This window comes from Alphaproteobacteria bacterium SS10 (genome assembly GCA_019192455.1).
Classification (GTDB): Bacteria; Pseudomonadota; Alphaproteobacteria; order TMED2; family TMED2; genus TMED2.
In genome coordinates, this window is sequence record JAHCML010000003.1 from 35,946 (window position 1) to 52,580 (window position 16,635).

Genomic DNA, 16,635 nt, shown 5'->3' on the forward strand with positions numbered 1-16,635 from the left:
GCGGCGCAGCACGGACAAATTCCTTGTCGCGCGGGCCGCTACATTGCACTCTGCTGTCCACAAACAAATTACCCCGGGCCCAGCGCTGCTGAGAAACCGGCGAAAAGACAACGAATAAGAGAGTAAGCGGAGGATTAGACCCATGCCTGACGGCGCGATTTTCCCTGTCAAAGAGTCAGTGGCGGCCAAGGCCCTGATCGACCAGGCAACCTATGAGGCTTGGTACAAGCGCTCTGTCGAAGACCCAGAGGGATTCTGGGCTGAGCATGGCAAGCGCGTTGAGTGGATGAAGCCTTACACCAAGGTGAAGAACACCTCTTTTGACCCCGTCGATATCAAATGGTTTGAGGATGGCTCCCTAAACGTCACTCAGAGCTGCGTTGACAGGCATGCTGAGAAGACACCAGATCGCACCGCCATCATCTGGGAAGCCGACGACCCGAACGAAGCGCCCCAGCACATCTCTTACGCTGAGCTGAAGAGCCAAGTCTGCAAGTTCGCCAACGTTCTTAAAGCTCAGGGCGTTAGCAAAGGTGACCGGGTCACCATCTACATGCCGATGATCCCAGAGGCGGCCTACGCCATGCTCGCCTGCGCGCGGATTGGTGCCATCCACTCCGTTGTCTTTGGTGGCTTCTCCCCGGACGCCCTGCGGGACCGGATCATCGATTGTGACAGCAACTGCGTGATCACCGCGGATGAGGGCCTTCGCGGTACCAAGAAGGTGCCGTTGAAGGCAAACACAGACGCGGCTGTCGCCCAGGCCGATATGGTTAAGTCGGTCGTGGTCGTGAAGCGTACCGGCGCTGACGTCACCATGCAGGACGGCCGGGATGTCTGGTACCATGATGAGGTGGCCAAGGTTTCCGATGACTGCGCGCCAGAAGAGATGGCCGCGGAAGATCCGCTGTTCATCCTCTACACCTCCGGCTCCACCGGTAAGCCAAAGGGCGTGTTGCATACGACGGGTGGCTACCTCGTCTATGCATCCTTCACCCACCAATATGTCTTCGACCTGCAACCTGATGACATTTACTGGTGCACGGCTGATGTGGGTTGGGTCACTGGCCACTCCTACATCGTCTATGGCCCGCTGGCGAATGGTGCGACCACCCTGATGTTTGAGGGTGTGCCGAACTATCCAGATGCTTCCCGGTTCTGGGACGTCGTGGACCGGCATAAGGTCACGATCTTCTACACCGCCCCGACCGCCATCCGCGCATTGATGCGTGAAGGTGAAGAGCCGGTTAAGAAGACCGATCGATCCAGCCTCCGCCTGCTCGGCTCGGTTGGTGAGCCGATTAATCCTGAGGCCTGGCTTTGGTATTATGAGGTGGTGGGCGAGAAGCGTTGCCCAATCATCGATACCTGGTGGCAGACCGAAACCGGTGCAGCGCTGATCACGCCGCTAATCGGCGCGATCCCGCTGAAGCCGGGCTCTGCAACCAAGCCATTCTTCGGCGTTCAACCGCTGCTGGTCGATAACGATGGCAAAGAGCTAGATGGTGCCACCGAGGGTAACCTCTGCCTCCGCGATAGCTGGCCTGGTCAGGCCCGCACCGTGTTCCGCGATCATGAGCGGTTCGTCCAAACCTACTTCTCAACCTTCAAGGGCCTCTACTTCACCGGTGATGGCTGTAAGCGGGATGAGGATGGCTATTACTGGATCACCGGCCGGGTTGATGACGTGATCAATGTCTCCGGCCACCGCATGGGTACGGCAGAGGTTGAGAGCGCGCTGGTGTCCCATGACCTGGTCGCTGAGGCCGCTGTGGTTGGTTACCCGCACGATGTGAAAGGCCAGGGCATCTATGCCTATGTGACCCTGGTTGCAGGCGAAGAGCCGACCGAGGAGCTCCGCATGGAGTTGGTCAAATGGGTGCGGAAAGAGATCGGCCCGATTGCGACGCCTGATCTGGTGCAATGGGCGCCTGGCCTGCCAAAGACCCGGTCGGGCAAGATCATGCGCCGTATCCTCCGCAAGATTGCCGCCAATGAGCATGATGCGCTGGGTGATACCTCAACCCTCGCCGATCCAGCCGTCGTCGATGATCTGGTTGAGCAGCGGATGAACAAGTAAGGGCAGTCGCTCTTAGTCAGCTTGATGAAACAATAAAGACCAGGGGCCTGCGATTGGCCCCTGGTCTTTTTCGTTCTGCACAAAGCGCAATGCCGATCCCAGCCTGTGTAATTGGTGTTTTCAGTACAAAGGCGCTAATTGCCCGCCAGCAACTTGGCAGGCCCGCTAGCATAAGCGCCCCATGCCAAGAGTTAACAAAGCAATGGAGGCCGCAAATGGCCCAAGCATTGGCAAGTGGGCCGCATGCCCTCGATCACAGCATGGCAGAGCGTCTGCGTAAGGTCCTGACAACAACGAACCTTGATCGGACGCTTAAAGAGCCAGTACGACGCGCGGCTAGATCAGCCCTTGGTGTCCTCGACAATAAGAGCGTCGATTGGAGTGTGGAGGGCGTTAAGGCAGGCGTACACAGCAGCCTTCATGCGGTCTCCACGGTCAAATCAGTGCTCTCGACCATTGCTGGCGCGCTGGAAGATACTGGCCGTCCAGAGTTGGCGCGCAAGACGAGCCGGCTGTCATCCCGCTTCGCGCGTCTCTATAAGCCTGAACGCGAACCCTCCCCAATGGCCGGGGTCGCGGCGCTGAAGACGCTGCAGGATATTGGCCGCCCACGGATACGCGCTTAGGCGGCTTCTTCCTGTTTGAGGAATTCTGGGCGGAGGCCCTTGCGGAAGTCGTTCATGATGTCGAGGAACTCTTCTGCGGTACAGTTGGTCTTGCTTTCCGTCCCAAAGCGGAAGTCCCAAAAGGACATCGCGTGCTTAATCGCCGCGATTGAGGCTCCCAGATCGTAAAACATCTTTGGTGCATCATCGAGGAAGGCTCGGAATGCCTTCGGATCGCGCGAACGGATCAGCCCTGATTTATAGGCGTGATCATATTTGGCGATGGTCTTTTGGATCTCCACCAACTCACGCTTCATGCCGGTGATGGTCGTGCTGCGCATGTCCTCGATTTGGAACTCAATGTCCTTACTCGAGAAGTGGGTGATCCGCATGTATTTGACCCGGTTCTGGAAGCCCTCAAACTTCTGCTTCACCATGCCAAGATTACTCTTGTAGTAGATGAAGCCCTTCCAGGCGAAGAGCACTTCTGGCGCATCCTCGGGCTTGATCTGCAGGCTATTAATCAGCGGGCGAATGGCCTCAACATCCCGGCTGTCCCACATCTTGTCGACAAGCCGCTGAATGCTCTCATCACTGGTGGCCCCACCTTCGGATTGGCCCTCATAGGCAAGCTCAGCCAGCGGGGTGAACTCGCGTTCGACGAAGCCGCGGATCTGCTTGTACTCCGCCGGGTTCAGGTCGAAATACGCCATGTGAGGATTGTAGCCCTCAAGGCGCATTTTCTCGCGTAGTAGGAACGGATCAAGCGACGGCAGATGGTCTAGGATGCGGAGCAGGTTGATGTCCTTCACCACATCGTCTGGGTTGGTTTCTGGGCCTAGGCCAAAATGCTCATGGAACACGTCGGCGGCGCCGCGTTGATCCACGAAGATATACTTGCCGCCTTCTTCCAGGCGGTCGGCGTTAAAGGCAGCGAAGATTTTGGTGCCGACACTGCGGCCACCATCAAAAATCTCTAGCTCATCCTCGCGCAGGCGGTGCTTGAGGAAGATGCCGTGATTAAGGGATGCATTGCGGAAGAAGGGGGCGAAGTCACCATCCGTATCGGCCACCATCTTGGCGACGGAGGGGGTGCGTTCCAGCAAGTTTAGGATCCGAGCCGATGAGGGCCGATCCTTGATGTTTGCCATGTTGCGGTATGGCGTGTTGACGACAGCCAATGGTCCCCTCACTGACCTCTAATCGGCTAACCTACAGCTTCGGGAGGCTAGGCCGAGTTATTCTTCGTCGTCACTATTCACGTGTTCGAACCACTCCGCAAGTACCAGTTCGACGATCTGGGCCCTGGTCTTATGACGCACCGCTCCAGCGTTATCGAGGGCCTGAATGGTGCGGGCGGAGAGCTTCAGTTCAATTGTTTCTGGCTCGTTGTCATCATCGGCGGGCCAAGGCTCGATCATCACCGCCAACCCCTCGCCATGTTGTGGGTCGCGGGCGAGGTCATAGAGATTGGTTGGGCGCGGCGGCCGGCGTCGCAGTTCCATGAGGCCTTGTAGATGAAGCGCCAACGCCTCGCGGGCGGAGAACAGCGCCTCTTCAATCGTCCGGCCAGCAGTCACACAGCCAGGTAGATCTGGGAAATACATGCTGTATTCGGAATCCGGATCCTTGCTCAACACACCGGCATAGGCCGTCGGCTCCAACGCATCCAGTTTCACCCGGGCGCGAAGATCACGGCCTGGGCGCGGCGGTGCGCCAGCACGTGCTGGGCGTCGAGAGGTTGGGCGATCACGGTCAGTCATGGGGAATAGGGTGCATTAGCGGTGAGCAAGGAAGCAAACTAATCCGCGATTTATGACGGTTCGATGCTCATGCGCAAGCAGGCTTTGCGAGCCGGGCCAAACTTAAGGGGCTGGCCGTGACGTATGGTCCGTCGCTTCCCTTGGCTTGATACCGCGGTTGCGGAGGTCGATCCCGGTACTGCGCTCAATACCGGCGACGGTGCCCACAGACAGCACCCGCTTCATCTTCGGCACTGTCACATAGCGCCGGTCACTCTCGCGGAACCATTGGGTATGGGTACCCTTCTGGCGCTTCATGACGAAGCCCTCTTCCTTGAGGCGATCGGTTATTTGCTTAACTTTTAAAGGCACGAAACCAGCCTAAGCTGCGACAAGCGGTAACACCCTTGTAACATTAGGCCGGTTTGATGAAAGCCCCGCGCCCGCTTTAGCAGTAAAAAATGACGCTTAGGGTAGGTAGGCCATGGCAAAGATGGCGGTTTCTGCCGGAACGGCGGCCTGCAGAATGGTCAGGCCCATAAAGACCAAGGCAATCACCAGATTAATCGCCCGGGCAACGGGGCCACGCTCGATTGAGATGGGCTCGATGCTGCGCCAGAACCCAAATTTGCGCAGAAGGCGCAGCGGGAAGGTGGTGAAGATGCCGGTGCCCAAAGCCAACCAGGTCAACGGATTGATCAGACCCTCAATCGACCGGCGCAACTCAACATTAAGGCCGCCAGCATACTGTTCGACATGGTCCCGAACGTAATTCGCATCCTTGATCACCAGATGAGTGTGGCCGTTTAGGCGGTTCTTGCCGACATCGGCGATCAGGTTGATGACCAGGTGGTATTTGGAGAACAGGAATTTGGCGCCACGTGGCTTGTATTTAACAATGCCCAGGCGGCCCATATCCCGTTGAATCCGACGGGCGTGCCGGTTCAGCCACTCAAAGGTCCGGCGGTTCCGGCCCTCTTCAGCAATCAGAAGATCGAGCTTGGCTAGGAAGGTCTGGGCGGTTTGGCGCCGCTCCCAGTCGCGAAAGAGCATTGCCCCGCATCGACCTAGGCCGAGCAGCATAATGACGATCAACATGATTGGCGCGTAACCGATCAGTGTTGCGAACACGCGACGTCGTCTCCCTATGCTTGTTGCGGGTAATGACCTAGGCGGCGCCTAGACCCGGCGGTTGAATGCCCCTTTGCGAGCGGCGGTTTATAGCGCCAATTCGAAATAAGGCAAAATTGTGTCCAAATCTGTTTTAGCGGATGGGTAAGAAAGCCGCTGGTGCTTTAAATATCTGTAACATTCGATGAATGTCTGAAGTGCGTAATTGGCAGGGCTGGTTTGTCAGCTGTTTCTACCGCTGCTTCTGCCCTCAAATCTTACAACAGCCCAGCGAAAGCGCGCGCTTCCGGATTACAGATGGCCAACGCCTGATGGGCGGTGAATAGGGCAAGTGGGCTTGATCAAAGAATCACAGTTCGTTGAGAAAACACGTCAGAGTCGTCGTCGCCATGGGCGTTTTAGAAAGACTCGCCATAATGCGAACAGCGTAGTGATCAGGCCGCCCGATATGGGCTATCGCCGTTGATCACGGTCAGACTGCAGAATGCGGCGGAGGCGAAGATGCGGCGTGTAACGGTTCTTATGGTGATGGTCATGCTCGGCTTGGGCGCCTGCACGACATCAACGCAGCCAGCTTATCTCTACGGTGAACGGCCAGATAGCATGACGTATCCGAAGGCGCCGCGGCTCACCCCGCTGCAGCAGTTGGAAGGCTACTGGACTGATCCTTACTATTGGCCTTCCGATTTAGATCCGGCCAACTAGGCACAGCAATATTCGAAAAATTTCCCGTTTGCGGTTTAACTGGCGTACTGGCAGTGTATGTTATTATCTGTGCGCGATTGTGTGCTGCGTGTTCATCGCTACGCATTCCATGGAATGTCGAGCGGGGTTTGGCAAATCTCAATGGGGTTGAGATTGGTCGTGACCTAGATGCATGGCGGATAGTTGCGGCCGTTTAAGAGGGGATACTTAATCCTGAACTGACTAGCGTTAGGGTGCTGGCACCTTAACCTTCGGGCCTTATGGCTCTCGGAACAGGTGGGGGATTTATGCTCGAATATGCGCGGATGGTGCGTGCTATTCTAACTGATGACGCCGATGATCTTCGTCGTGCGGTCCAGGGTCCGGAAGTGGCGAACAGCTACGATGAAACCGGCCGTACACCTCTGCATATCGCCGTTATGCACTCACGGGAGAAGGCGATTGAGCCTTTGATGGCCGCTGGTGCTGATAGCGAGCTACCAGCCAGCGATGGCCGCACCGCGAGTGAGATGGCGGAGGAGAAGGGCGGTAAGGTGCACCAGCATATGATCGCTGGTCAGATGTCCCAGCGTATCGCCATGGCGGAACAAGCCGCGCGAACCAATCGCCTTAAACAGGGTGAACGGAAGCCAACCTCAAGGGATGCCGTTGACGCCTTTAAACAACAGCGTCGGAGTGCCGCGCTACTCAGTGATAACTAGGCGAACTAGCCGGTAGGCGGCGCAAATTGCGCGATACATACCATTGTAAGTTTTGATTAGGGCGCCCTCGGGCGTCCTTTTTGTTTTCCAGTCACTTAGTGGTTAGCACCACTTCGCTTGCTCTTCGGTCTTGTGAAGGATACTCTGCCAAAAGTGTTTCATTTCGCATCAGTTTTAAGATCCCTTTATGAGCAGCATGACCAGTACCGTGGCCTTGGATGCCAACCTGATCCTGTTCAGTGATAAGCCGGTATTGATGCGGGCGATCCGTGACCATCTGCGCGAATGCAAGTTCACGAATGTAACCGTTATTACGGATCCTGAGCGTTTGATGACCGCCATGCGCAGTCAAGGCGCGGATCTACTGATCGCCGATATGGATGTTGAGCAGGACTGCTCCCTCAAAGTGATGAAGAAGATCCGTGAGGATGATCATCTGTTTCGGGTGCCGATCATCGCCCTTAGCGGTAATGCCTCCAAAGATACGGTGCTTAAGGCCGCGCGTGCTGGCGCCAATGACGTGGTGGTTAAGCCATTCCCGCTAAAGCAGCTTCATGATCGTGTGGTTGCTGCCCTAAGCCGCGACTGATACTTCCCAACTATGACCGCAATTTCGCTGCCCCCTGGTGGCGCTGTTTGGCATGTGGATTGGAGTATCCGACCAGCTAAACGCTGGATGACCGCTATTACCATGGCCACTGATGGCCGTTTGATAGCCTCTGGCCCACAGCCTTTTCAGCCCCAGCTCGACAAGTTACTCAGCATTGATGGCGTTCTACCCGCGCCGTTGGTGATCGGGTTGGACATGCCCATTGGCCTGCCTGAGCCCTATGCCAGAAGGGTCGGGATCACTGATTTTTGTCGCTTCCTCAAAGGTGAGGAGGGGCCAGATTGGTCGGATTTCTCAACCGTGTCTGAGCGGCTTGCGACCGTTACCCCGAACCGCCCCTTTTTCCCGAAGGGTAATATCGCTGACACTGACAAGCAGGGCGGCAAGCCACAGCAGAACTGGCTAAAGCAGCTGGGCATGGAGAAAGCGGAAACCTATCGCCGCTGCGACTTGGGCACGGATGATCGCGCCTCAGCGGCAAGCCTGTTTTGGACCAAGGGGGCCAATCAGGTAGGTAAGGCAGCGCTGTCCGGCTGGTCTGAATTGATCGCACCACTGCTTCGCCATCAGGCGGATCAGGTTGGCCTTTGGCCATTCGATGGTGACCTTGCGGCACTCGTCCAGGACCGGCGGGTCACAGTCGTTGAGGCCTATCCGGGTGAAATCTATGGCTGGTTTGGTTGCAAGCCCAGATCAAAGACCAAGCGAGACTCCCGGTTGGAGCAGGTCGTAGCTTTAGAAGCAGCAATCGACCAGCTGGAGCTTCAGCTTTCATCTGACGCTAAGCAGCAGCTGGCCGATGGCTTTGGCGATGATGATAAGGGTGAGGACCGTTTTGACTGCTTTGTTGGCGCGCTGGGGTTGGTTGCCGTGCTTGCCGACCACCAACCGGCACCAACCCCAGAAGACCCAATCTTCCGATCAATCGAAGGATGGATCTTGGGGCAGTCGCTGGATTGTTTAGAGCGCTAGCGGTGCCGCTTACTGTTGTGCGGTTTCTTCGCTTTCCGCATAGGCGCGGGGGCGGAACACCGTCTCGGCCAGGCGGCTGAATGGACGGCCCAGGGCTGTGGTCGTGATCTGCACCTTACTGAACAGTGGCAAATCACTCTCAGTGTGCATGAAGTCGATGCGCACCAGCTGGCGACGATCCGTTGGCTCGAAGGTCCGTTGGAATTCTTCACTCAGTTTGGAGGCGACTGGATAGATGTGCTTCACCCGGCCAGACATGCTCTCAACACCCGCTTGGATAACGACCTCTTGCTCAAGCTCTAGGTTATAGGCGGTGCCGGTAGGAACCTGCGCCAATACAAAGGGCTTGTTGAAGTAGATCTCCATCAGGCTATCGCCGGGTTCAACGACGGCACCTTCAAGGATGTTCAGATTGGCAATCAGCCCCTCATGGGCGGCAAGGACATCACCGTTGTTGTAAGCGTCTTCCAGAAGGCTCAACGCCTCAGTCAGCTCATCCAGGCTGTGGCTCATCAACTCGATCGTGTTGTCGATGGTCTTGGCGTCAGCAATAACCTGCTGCGCGTCGCGCATGCTGGTGAACGCCTCATCAACCGCATTGGCCAGCCGGTCGGCACGAACCAGGCCACGCTCTTTCGCGTCGCGGGTGTTGCGCAGGCTCTCTTCCAAAATGCGGGAGCGTTCGAGTGCGGCGGTGCGGGTCGCGAGCAGCACCTCACGCCGGGAGACCATGGCGTTCAAATCGCGCTGCATGGTGAGCTGTTGGGAGCGGAGGTCGGCCAGACGCTCAAGCACGTCACGGCTGCGGATACGGGCCAGCAAATCGCCCTTCTGGACGACGGTGCCTTCCTCAACAAACAGCTCCATTACCGTGCCGCGATGCTCAGTCGCGACGGCGTAATTGTCCTGCATCACCTGACCATCGGCATCGAGGTATAGCAGGTGACCGAAGGCCAGGTCGGCGATGCCCAGGGCAACAATGCCCAGCAGCCCCAGATAAATCTGGCGGCCATAGCTCTTCTTAGGCTTACGCTTTTCGGTAACCAGTTGGTCGACGCGGGCCTTGGGTTTGATACGACGCATTACCATTGTTGGACGCTCCGGCGCACTTTCTCCGGATAGAAGCTGTCTTTGTAGCTGCTGCGGAACGCGAGTTCCGTGAAGCAGGCGGCAATCCGGATGAAACGTAGGAAGAAACTAACATAGACGCTGTAGCCCGGGATGTAGATCCAGAGCCGGTGCATACCGCGGCGCGGCGCCACCAAAGCGCAGGTGAAGAAGGTGAAAGCAGACATCGTGGTGTAAACGGCCCAAAGGAACAGGACCAACGGCACCAAGAGATGCGGGAAGAAGATGACCACGTAAGGCAGGTACAGCAGCCAGCTGAACGGCAGCAACACATTGAAGAACAGCGCATTAACGCTGGCAAAGATATCGCGCCAGCGGAACTGCTTAGAGGTCGGGCTGAACACGCTGCGGAACTTGCGGAAGCGGTTGCGGATCAGGCTGCGATCCCAACGCATGCGCTGGCGGATAACGCCCAGGTCGCTATCTGGCACATTCGTTAGGCACCAAGCATCCTCAGCAAAGCCAACCTTCCAGCCGGCACGGCGCAGCTTGATGGTCAGGTTACTGTCATCGCCCGGGCCTACATCCCAGCCGCCGACACGCTCAACGGCTTCACGCCGGAACGCACCGAACGCGCCAGAGACGATCATCAGCCAATCCATCTGATCGAGGAACTGACGACCCAGGCTGATATTGTCGAGATACTCAATCGCCTGGAACCGGGTGATCAAATTGTCGTCAACATTGCGCGCGGCAATATTGCCGGACACGGCGCCAATTTCATCATCGGATAATAGGCGGGCGACGATGCGCTCAATCGCGTCATCATCAAAGCTGGTGTCGATATCGCAGGACACCAACACATCATGCTTACAAAGACTGAAGCCCAGGTTGAGCGCCGCTGCCTTACCACCACGTAGATCGGTTGAGCGGTAGTCATCAATCAGACCCTGACGCTTTAGGCGGCGGGCGACTGAGCTCATATCATCGGTTGAGCCATCGTCGATTACGACGATCTGGATGTTTTCCTGGGTCTGGCGGCGCAGGGTGCGAACCGCTGCCGGCAGGCGGCTGCCCTCGTTATGGCCCACTAGCAGGACACTAACCGGTACCTCGCGGCGGCTTGGCGCCGGTGGACGCCGGACCAGGGCCCAGGTCAGGCCAACTGCCAGGGTTGAGAGGGTGAAGCGCGGCAAGTCAAAGAGGAACAGTGGCCAAAACAGGTAGAAGGCTGCCTGCCAGTCAAGCTGGCCAGCCAACAAGAACCCCTCTTTGAGCCAATCGGAAAACATGACGCCGCCCTAACCCGTTACTTTCAAGCGGCTGCGCTTAGGTCGGACCAGTTGGCCTCAACCGTCACATCAGTCTCTTCACCACCAGACAGCATGGCAAAGCTTGGGTCGATGCCGAACAGGTCGTGCAGCGAGCTGGACAGCTTGTTCACCACAACCTGCACATTCTCAGGTGGTGTGTCGGGCATCAGCACATAGATCTGCGGGCCACGCCAAGCGAGCAAGTCACTATCGCGTAGACGCTCTGCGGTCACCTCAGCGGCCTGCTTATACAGGGCGTTGATTGAGGCCATGCCTAGGCGCTCAATCTGTTTGCTGCTGGCTTGCAGCGTCACGCGCAATACTACATGCGGGCGATTGCTGCGGCGGGTGCGGCGACCCTCAATGATGACCAGGCGATCAAACTCTTCGACCGAAATGATCCGCGCGGGCTCACCGATCTGACCCAGCAGGCCAGGTAGGGCACCCGATAGAACAGCCTGACGGCCATCGGCGGTTAGGTCGTAATGGTAGATATCGCGGGTCGCGGCATCCTTGCCGGCGGTGTGCTCACCGCAATCCATGCAGGTGAAGCCAACTTCCACATCACCGGATTGGTGGCCGCAATCATTACAATGGGTCACGTCACCTGAGATGTCGTAGTCGACACCGTAATGGCGCAGGCGCTCATTACATTTTGGGCAGACAAGCCGCTCACCCTGCACAAACTGGCTGCGTAGGCCCTGGTGGCCACAGCTGTAGTGGTGGATCAGAGGCAGTGATTGAATGTTGCTGGAGTGGCAGCTCTCGCATTCTTCCTGCGCGATGAGGCGGGCAGAATCGCAATGGCTGCACTCATGCACGCGCTGGAAGAAGCTGCGTTGAAGCAGGCCATCATTCGCCAGGTTCTCAAGTCGTTCGTTAGAGAATGGGATGCCGGTCAGGGTTGGGTAGGCAGTCACACCAGGCTTGTGGGGGGCCCATTGTGCGGTGATCTGTTGCTGGCGTGAGTAAGCCATGGCGAGAACCAGGAACTCTTCGCGTTGCTCGCTTGGGATCTCAGGGATGTCATCCAACAGGTTGCGAGCGTCTTCGATTTCACTCAGGGCTTCACGCAGGGTTTCTTCCGTAATCCGGCGGATGCGGGCATCGGCGCGTGGGAGATTGCCGATGGCATCGATTACGGGAAGCAGGCTGCGCTGGTTCGCCCAAAGGCCACGGAACATGCGTGATGGGTTGGCACCCGGCATGGCCAGCAAGGCATCGGTGTTCTTGCTCAACCGGCGCTCATAGGTAATGCCAGAAACGGGTGGGAGGTTTTCAACATCGCCGCCGACGACACAGAGATGCCAGCTGGTCCGTGGTGCACGAACTGGCCGTGTTGGCTGGTTTGATCCCCGGGTATTCTGTTCAGCAACGGGCTTGCGGCCGCCGATAGTCACAGCGCCGGATTGGCCGTTCTGTTTTCCTTTACTAAATCCCCACATGGTCGCACTCCCTTACGTGACCCATTCTCACCTGTTTTTGAGGCGGTTTTTGCCGCCTCAGAGCCCCCGGATTTGATCAACAAGCCTGATCAATAGGAGGGTGTCATATTTTGAAAATGTTTAAAATTTAAGCTTTATTTTTTGTATTACACACACTATCCAATGGCGGCCGACCGGTTGATCCGGGGGCGTAACCCTAATTCGTTGATTTAAAACACTTTGTAGTGGTGTGGTTCAACTCGCCTAAGCGGGTAATCCACTTTCACGACTGTGTATGACACAGTTTTTACGCGTGCTTTGCGAAAGTGCCGAACTCACAAGACATGGCCTTTCTGCATAGCTGGAATAAGCAAGTTTCGGACCAGTTTGGCGTCGGTGCTTTCGTTAACCGAGATTAAGCCCCGTACACAGATTAGCCGTGCTGCTTTTTAGATATCGTTAACGCGAGTTTGGTTTCGTTGAGAACTGAAGCGTTGGGGTAGCGTCGCGGTGACTGGCCATAACGGCCAACCGGTTGGGTGAAACTCAGCCGCGTAGATAGAACGCTTATTTGCAGGATGAAAAACCATGACTGGCCAAATCAAAATCGGCACATCCGGAAATGACACCTTCTCCACCGGTGGTGGTGACGACCTTCTTAAAGGTATGGCTGGTGATGACTCCCTGCGCGCTGGCTATGGCCAGGACACGCTGAACGGCGGTGACGGTAATGATTACGCCCATGGCCATAAGGGTGATGACAGCATCCTCGGCGGTCGCGGCGACGACACCCTGGTCGGTGGTCAGCAAGACGACACCATGCGCGGCGGCGATGGCAACGACACCCTTTATGGTGACGGCCACAATGACAGCCTGACCGGCGGTAACGGCAACGACTTCATCACTGGCGATAATGAGCGCGGTACCCAGAGCCCAGGTTACGACACCGGCTCTGACACCATCCGTGGCGGCAATGGCGACGATACCCTCGACGGTGGCGCTGAGGCCGACACCGTTCACGGTGGCAATGGCGCCGACTCAATCGATGGTGGCACCGGCGATGATCGCCTGACCGGCGGTAATGACCGCGACACCATCTTCGGTGGCGCTGGGGCTGACACGATCCATGCTGGCAACGACGAAGATTATGTTGAGGGCGGCGACAATGCTGACCGCATCGGCGGCGGCGAAGGCGCCGACACCCTCTATGGCCAAGACGGTGACGACACCGTCCATGGCGGCAATGATGATGACCTCATCTATGGCGGTGAAGGCAATGACAGCCTGACCGGCGGCAATGGCGATGACACCATCATCACCGGCAATGGCGATGATACTGCCCGCGGTGGCAATGGCGATGACTTCATTGAGGGTGCCGATGGCAACTACCTGCTCTCTGGTGGTGAAGGTCGTGACACCCTATTTGGTCAGGCTGGCGATGACACCATCCACGGTGGCCGCGACGCTGACACGATTGAAGGTCGCGATGGCAATGACAGCCTGACCGGTCACACCGGCGACGACACCATCAAGGCTGGCGAGGGTGCCGACACCCTGCGCGGCGGCGAGGGCAATGATTTCCTCGATGGCGGCAACGGTGCTGACTCTATAGCTGGTGGCGGCGGTGATGACACCGTCTTTGCTGATGATGGCGATGACCGCGTCCATGGCGGCTCCGGTAATGACAGCCTGCGTGGCTTCCACGGTGATGACACGATCCATGGCGGCAATGGCGATGACCGTGTGTTCGGTGGCGTCGATCCAAACGCCGATGCGTTCGATCCAACCGAGAGCGATAATGACAGCCTGACCGGCGGTAATGGCGATGACCATCTGTTCGGTTACAACGGCGCTGACACTATCCGTGGCGGCAATGATGATGACACGCTTGAAGGCGGCAACGGTGCTGACAGCCTGGCTGGCGGTAGCGGTAATGACGAGATCTTCGGCGGTACCGGCGGCGACCGTGCCCATGGTGGCAATGGCGACGACATGATCCGCAGCTTCACCGGCGATGACACCGTGTTCGGTGGCAATGGTGATGATGTCATCATCTCCGGCGTTGGCACCGATGATTTGGCTGAAATCTCACCGGATGAGACCGATAACGATCTGGTTCGTGCCGGCAATGGTGACGACACCGTTGAGGGCCAAACCGGTAACGACACCCTGTTCGGTGGCAACGGTAATGACCGCCTGGACGGCAATGATGGCGATGACATCGTTCGCGGTCAGAACGACAATGACAGTCTGAACGGCAATGGCGGTGATGACACCGTCTATGGCGACCGCGGCAACGACACCGTTCGCGGTGGTACCGGTAATGATGACCTCTACGGTGGTGATGATGCCGACACCCTTCAGGGCAGCAGCGGCGAAGACTATCTCGATGGTCAGCGCGGTGATGATGTTCTGGAAGGCGGTAACGCGGCAGACATCTTCGTTCTGACCCGTGTTGGCGGCCACGACTTCGTGCTCGACTTCGGCAACGGTAACGACCGCATCGACGTTTCAGCCTTCAATGTGAATGGTGGTGTCGACAGCCTGAACATCTCCCAAAACGGTGATGGCGACGCGGTTATCGATTTCGGTAGCGCCTCTCTGACCCTTGATGATGTCGATGGTGAAACCCTCACCGATAGCGACTTCATCTTCTAAAACCCTGCCCTTTAGGGCTTTGACATAACGACGGGCTCTCCCCATTCGGGCCTCGCATCACTCCCCATCCCTTAGGATGCCAGGTCTTGCTCGTCGCCATGAACAGACCGGATACGTCCAGCCGCATCCCCCATCCCATTCGCGGCGGACACGTATTCGGTCTGTTTATTTCTGGAAGGTACGTTAAAGCGCCAAAACCGGTGGCTTAACGCCTAACCGTCGTCAGCATTTTCGGCTGGGTTCGGGAAGGTCACGGTGATCTTCGTGCCTTCACCGGGCGCGCTTTCAATACCAAACCGCCCGCCATGCAGCTGTACTAGCTCACGCGCTAAGGGCAGGCCGAGGCCCGTCCCCTCGCGCTTTGTGGCAAGCTCGCTATCAACCTGCTCAAACGGCCGTAGGGCGACCTCAACCTCTTCGGCGGTCATGCCGATGCCGTTATCGGTCACCGTCACCTCAACCCCGCTCTGGTCCTCAAGCGGTTTTGCCGCCAGGGCAACGATGCGCCCCTCTTCGGAGTACTTAATGGCGTTGGAGACCAAATTGACCAGGATTTGCTTGGCCGCCCTTGCATCGCCGAACAGGCCATCTAACCCCTCCGCGATCTCGACCTGCACTTCCATCCGGTACTCTTTGGCGTAGCCACGGGTCAGGGTGACGACGGTCTCAAGCATCGGCTTTACCGATTGCCACTCCGGTTCAATCACCATCTTGCCCGCCTCAATCTTGGAGAGGTCGAGCAGATCGTTGATCATCGACAGCAGGTGCTGGGCACTCTGTCCGATATAGCCTGCATATTCCTTATAGATATCGGCCCCGAGGGGGCCGTGCAGCTCATCCCGGATCAGTTCATTGAAGCCGATGATGCTGTTTAGCGGTGTACGGAGTTCGTGGCTCATCTGGGCCAGGAACTCGGATTTATTGAAGTTGGCTGCCTCTGCCGCCAGCTTGGCTGCCTCAAGCTCAGTATTCAGCTGGGCCAGGCGGTCTGCCTGCTCGGCCTGACGATCGCGGGCGAATTTCAGGGCCTCTTGGGCCTCTTTGATCTCAGTGATGTCGATGATTTGCGAGACGAAATAGATCGGCTTGTCCTGATCATCGCGGATCAGGTTCATCTTCAGCATGCCCCAGACCATCTGGCCGTCTTTGCGGTAATACCGCTTCTCCATATGGCCAGAGGAGCGTTTGCCGGCCAGGATCTCATCGACCATCGCCTGGTCGGGTTCAATATCGTCGGGGTGGGTAATCTCACGCCAATGAACGCTGCCCAGCTCTTCCAGATCATAGCCGATGAAATCAGCCCAGGCCTGGTTGCCACGGACCAGCGTGCCATCCGCCATGTTCATGCAGATCGGCGTCGGCGCGTTGTGGAAGATGATGGAGTAATATTCGTCGGCAAGCAGATGCTCAGGCGGGCTGTCGAGGGACAGCTTGCCGCCCCCATGGCCAGCACCCAACTCACGCATCTCTTCGGATTTACAGCCCGCACCGACGAGTGGCAGCGCGTCCTTATCAGTCGTCGCTTGCGACAATAATCACTTCCCCAAAGGGCACGACAACGTAATTGCGTACCCCATTACCGCTCATGCAAATATCAGCATTTATCCTGCAACAGGCAAAGTGTAA

At 57.3% G+C, this 16,635-nt stretch carries 15 protein-coding genes; 7 read left to right on the forward strand and 8 right to left on the reverse strand.

The features are described from left to right. Positions 1 to 142: 142 nt before the first annotated feature. On the forward strand, positions 143 to 2,080 hold the full coding sequence (gene acs / locus KI792_00640) for an acetate--CoA ligase (GenBank protein MBV6631516.1): 1,938 nt from the start codon (positions 143 to 145) through the stop codon (positions 2,078 to 2,080). Between the two features lie 215 nt (positions 2,081 to 2,295). Then, entirely contained in the window at positions 2,296 to 2,706 is a 411-nt protein-coding gene (locus KI792_00645) for a hypothetical protein (protein MBV6631517.1), read from the forward strand. On the opposite strand, the gene KI792_00650 is transcribed toward KI792_00645, so the two are convergent. The 4 genes from KI792_00650 to KI792_00665 all read right to left on the reverse strand — a co-directional run bounded on the left by KI792_00650 (position 2,703) and on the right by KI792_00665 (position 5,558). Then, positions 2,703 to 3,791 (reverse strand): hypothetical protein, encoded by a 1,089-nt coding sequence (locus KI792_00650; GenBank protein MBV6631518.1) that lies wholly within the window; start codon positions 3,789 to 3,791, stop codon positions 2,703 to 2,705. The two genes, KI792_00645 and KI792_00650, sit on opposite strands and share 4 nt — an antisense overlap. Positions 3,792 to 3,923: 132 nt before the next feature. Continuing rightward, positions 3,924 to 4,448 carry a type II toxin-antitoxin system HicB family antitoxin gene (locus tag KI792_00655; GenBank protein MBV6631519.1) on the reverse strand — a complete coding sequence of 175 codons (525 nt, stop codon included), beginning with the start codon at positions 4,446 to 4,448 and terminating at the stop codon, positions 3,924 to 3,926. 102 nt (positions 4,449 to 4,550) lie between these two features. After that, on the reverse strand, positions 4,551 to 4,745 hold the full coding sequence (locus tag KI792_00660; GenBank protein MBV6631520.1) for a hypothetical protein: 195 nt from the start codon (positions 4,743 to 4,745) through the stop codon (positions 4,551 to 4,553). 150 nt (positions 4,746 to 4,895) lie between these two features. Then, positions 4,896 to 5,558 carry a hypothetical protein gene (locus KI792_00665; GenBank protein MBV6631521.1) on the reverse strand — a complete coding sequence of 221 codons (663 nt, stop codon included), beginning with the start codon at positions 5,556 to 5,558 and terminating at the stop codon, positions 4,896 to 4,898. 462 nt (positions 5,559 to 6,020) lie between these two features. On the opposite strand from KI792_00665, the gene KI792_00670 reads away from it, so the two are divergent. From KI792_00670 to KI792_00685, 4 genes are all read left to right on the forward strand, one after another. After that, complete coding sequence (locus KI792_00670) at positions 6,021 to 6,263, forward strand: hypothetical protein (GenBank protein ID MBV6631522.1); 243 nt, start codon at positions 6,021 to 6,023, stop codon at positions 6,261 to 6,263. 287 nt (positions 6,264 to 6,550) lie between these two features. After that, positions 6,551 to 6,964, forward strand: coding sequence for a hypothetical protein (locus KI792_00675; GenBank protein ID MBV6631523.1), 414 nt, complete (start codon positions 6,551 to 6,553; stop codon positions 6,962 to 6,964). A 187-nt stretch (positions 6,965 to 7,151) separates the two neighbouring features. Then, complete coding sequence (locus tag KI792_00680; protein ID MBV6631524.1) at positions 7,152 to 7,553, forward strand: response regulator; 402 nt, start codon at positions 7,152 to 7,154, stop codon at positions 7,551 to 7,553. A gap of 12 nt (positions 7,554 to 7,565) precedes the next feature. Continuing rightward, positions 7,566 to 8,546: a DUF429 domain-containing protein gene (locus tag KI792_00685; GenBank protein ID MBV6631525.1), complete on the forward strand. Its 981-nt coding sequence runs from the start codon at positions 7,566 to 7,568 to the stop codon at positions 8,544 to 8,546. A gap of 9 nt (positions 8,547 to 8,555) precedes the next feature. Here KI792_00685 and KI792_00690 read toward each other — a convergent pair whose 3' ends face one another. The 3 genes from KI792_00690 to KI792_00700 are packed head-to-tail and all read right to left on the reverse strand — an operon-like array spanning position 8,556 to position 12,372. Next, on the reverse strand, positions 8,556 to 9,629 hold the full coding sequence (locus KI792_00690) for a biotin/lipoyl-binding protein (GenBank protein ID MBV6631526.1): 1,074 nt from the start codon (positions 9,627 to 9,629) through the stop codon (positions 8,556 to 8,558). Then, positions 9,629 to 10,906: a glycosyltransferase family 2 protein gene (locus KI792_00695; protein MBV6631527.1), complete on the reverse strand. Its 1,278-nt coding sequence runs from the start codon at positions 10,904 to 10,906 to the stop codon at positions 9,629 to 9,631. Before KI792_00695 ends, KI792_00690 begins: the two co-directional genes overlap by 1 nt. 23 nt (positions 10,907 to 10,929) lie before the next feature. Further along, complete coding sequence (locus tag KI792_00700) at positions 10,930 to 12,372, reverse strand: hypothetical protein (protein MBV6631528.1); 1,443 nt, start codon at positions 12,370 to 12,372, stop codon at positions 10,930 to 10,932. Between the two features lie 567 nt (positions 12,373 to 12,939). Between KI792_00700 and KI792_00705 the strand changes: the two genes are divergently transcribed. Continuing rightward, positions 12,940 to 15,009, forward strand: coding sequence for a hypothetical protein (locus tag KI792_00705; protein MBV6631529.1), 2,070 nt, complete (start codon positions 12,940 to 12,942; stop codon positions 15,007 to 15,009). Between the two features lie 212 nt (positions 15,010 to 15,221). Here KI792_00705 and KI792_00710 read toward each other — a convergent pair whose 3' ends face one another. Beyond that, positions 15,222 to 16,541 carry a PAS domain S-box protein gene (locus tag KI792_00710; GenBank protein ID MBV6631530.1) on the reverse strand — a complete coding sequence of 440 codons (1,320 nt, stop codon included), beginning with the start codon at positions 16,539 to 16,541 and terminating at the stop codon, positions 15,222 to 15,224. Positions 16,542 to 16,635: the final 94 nt, after the last annotated feature.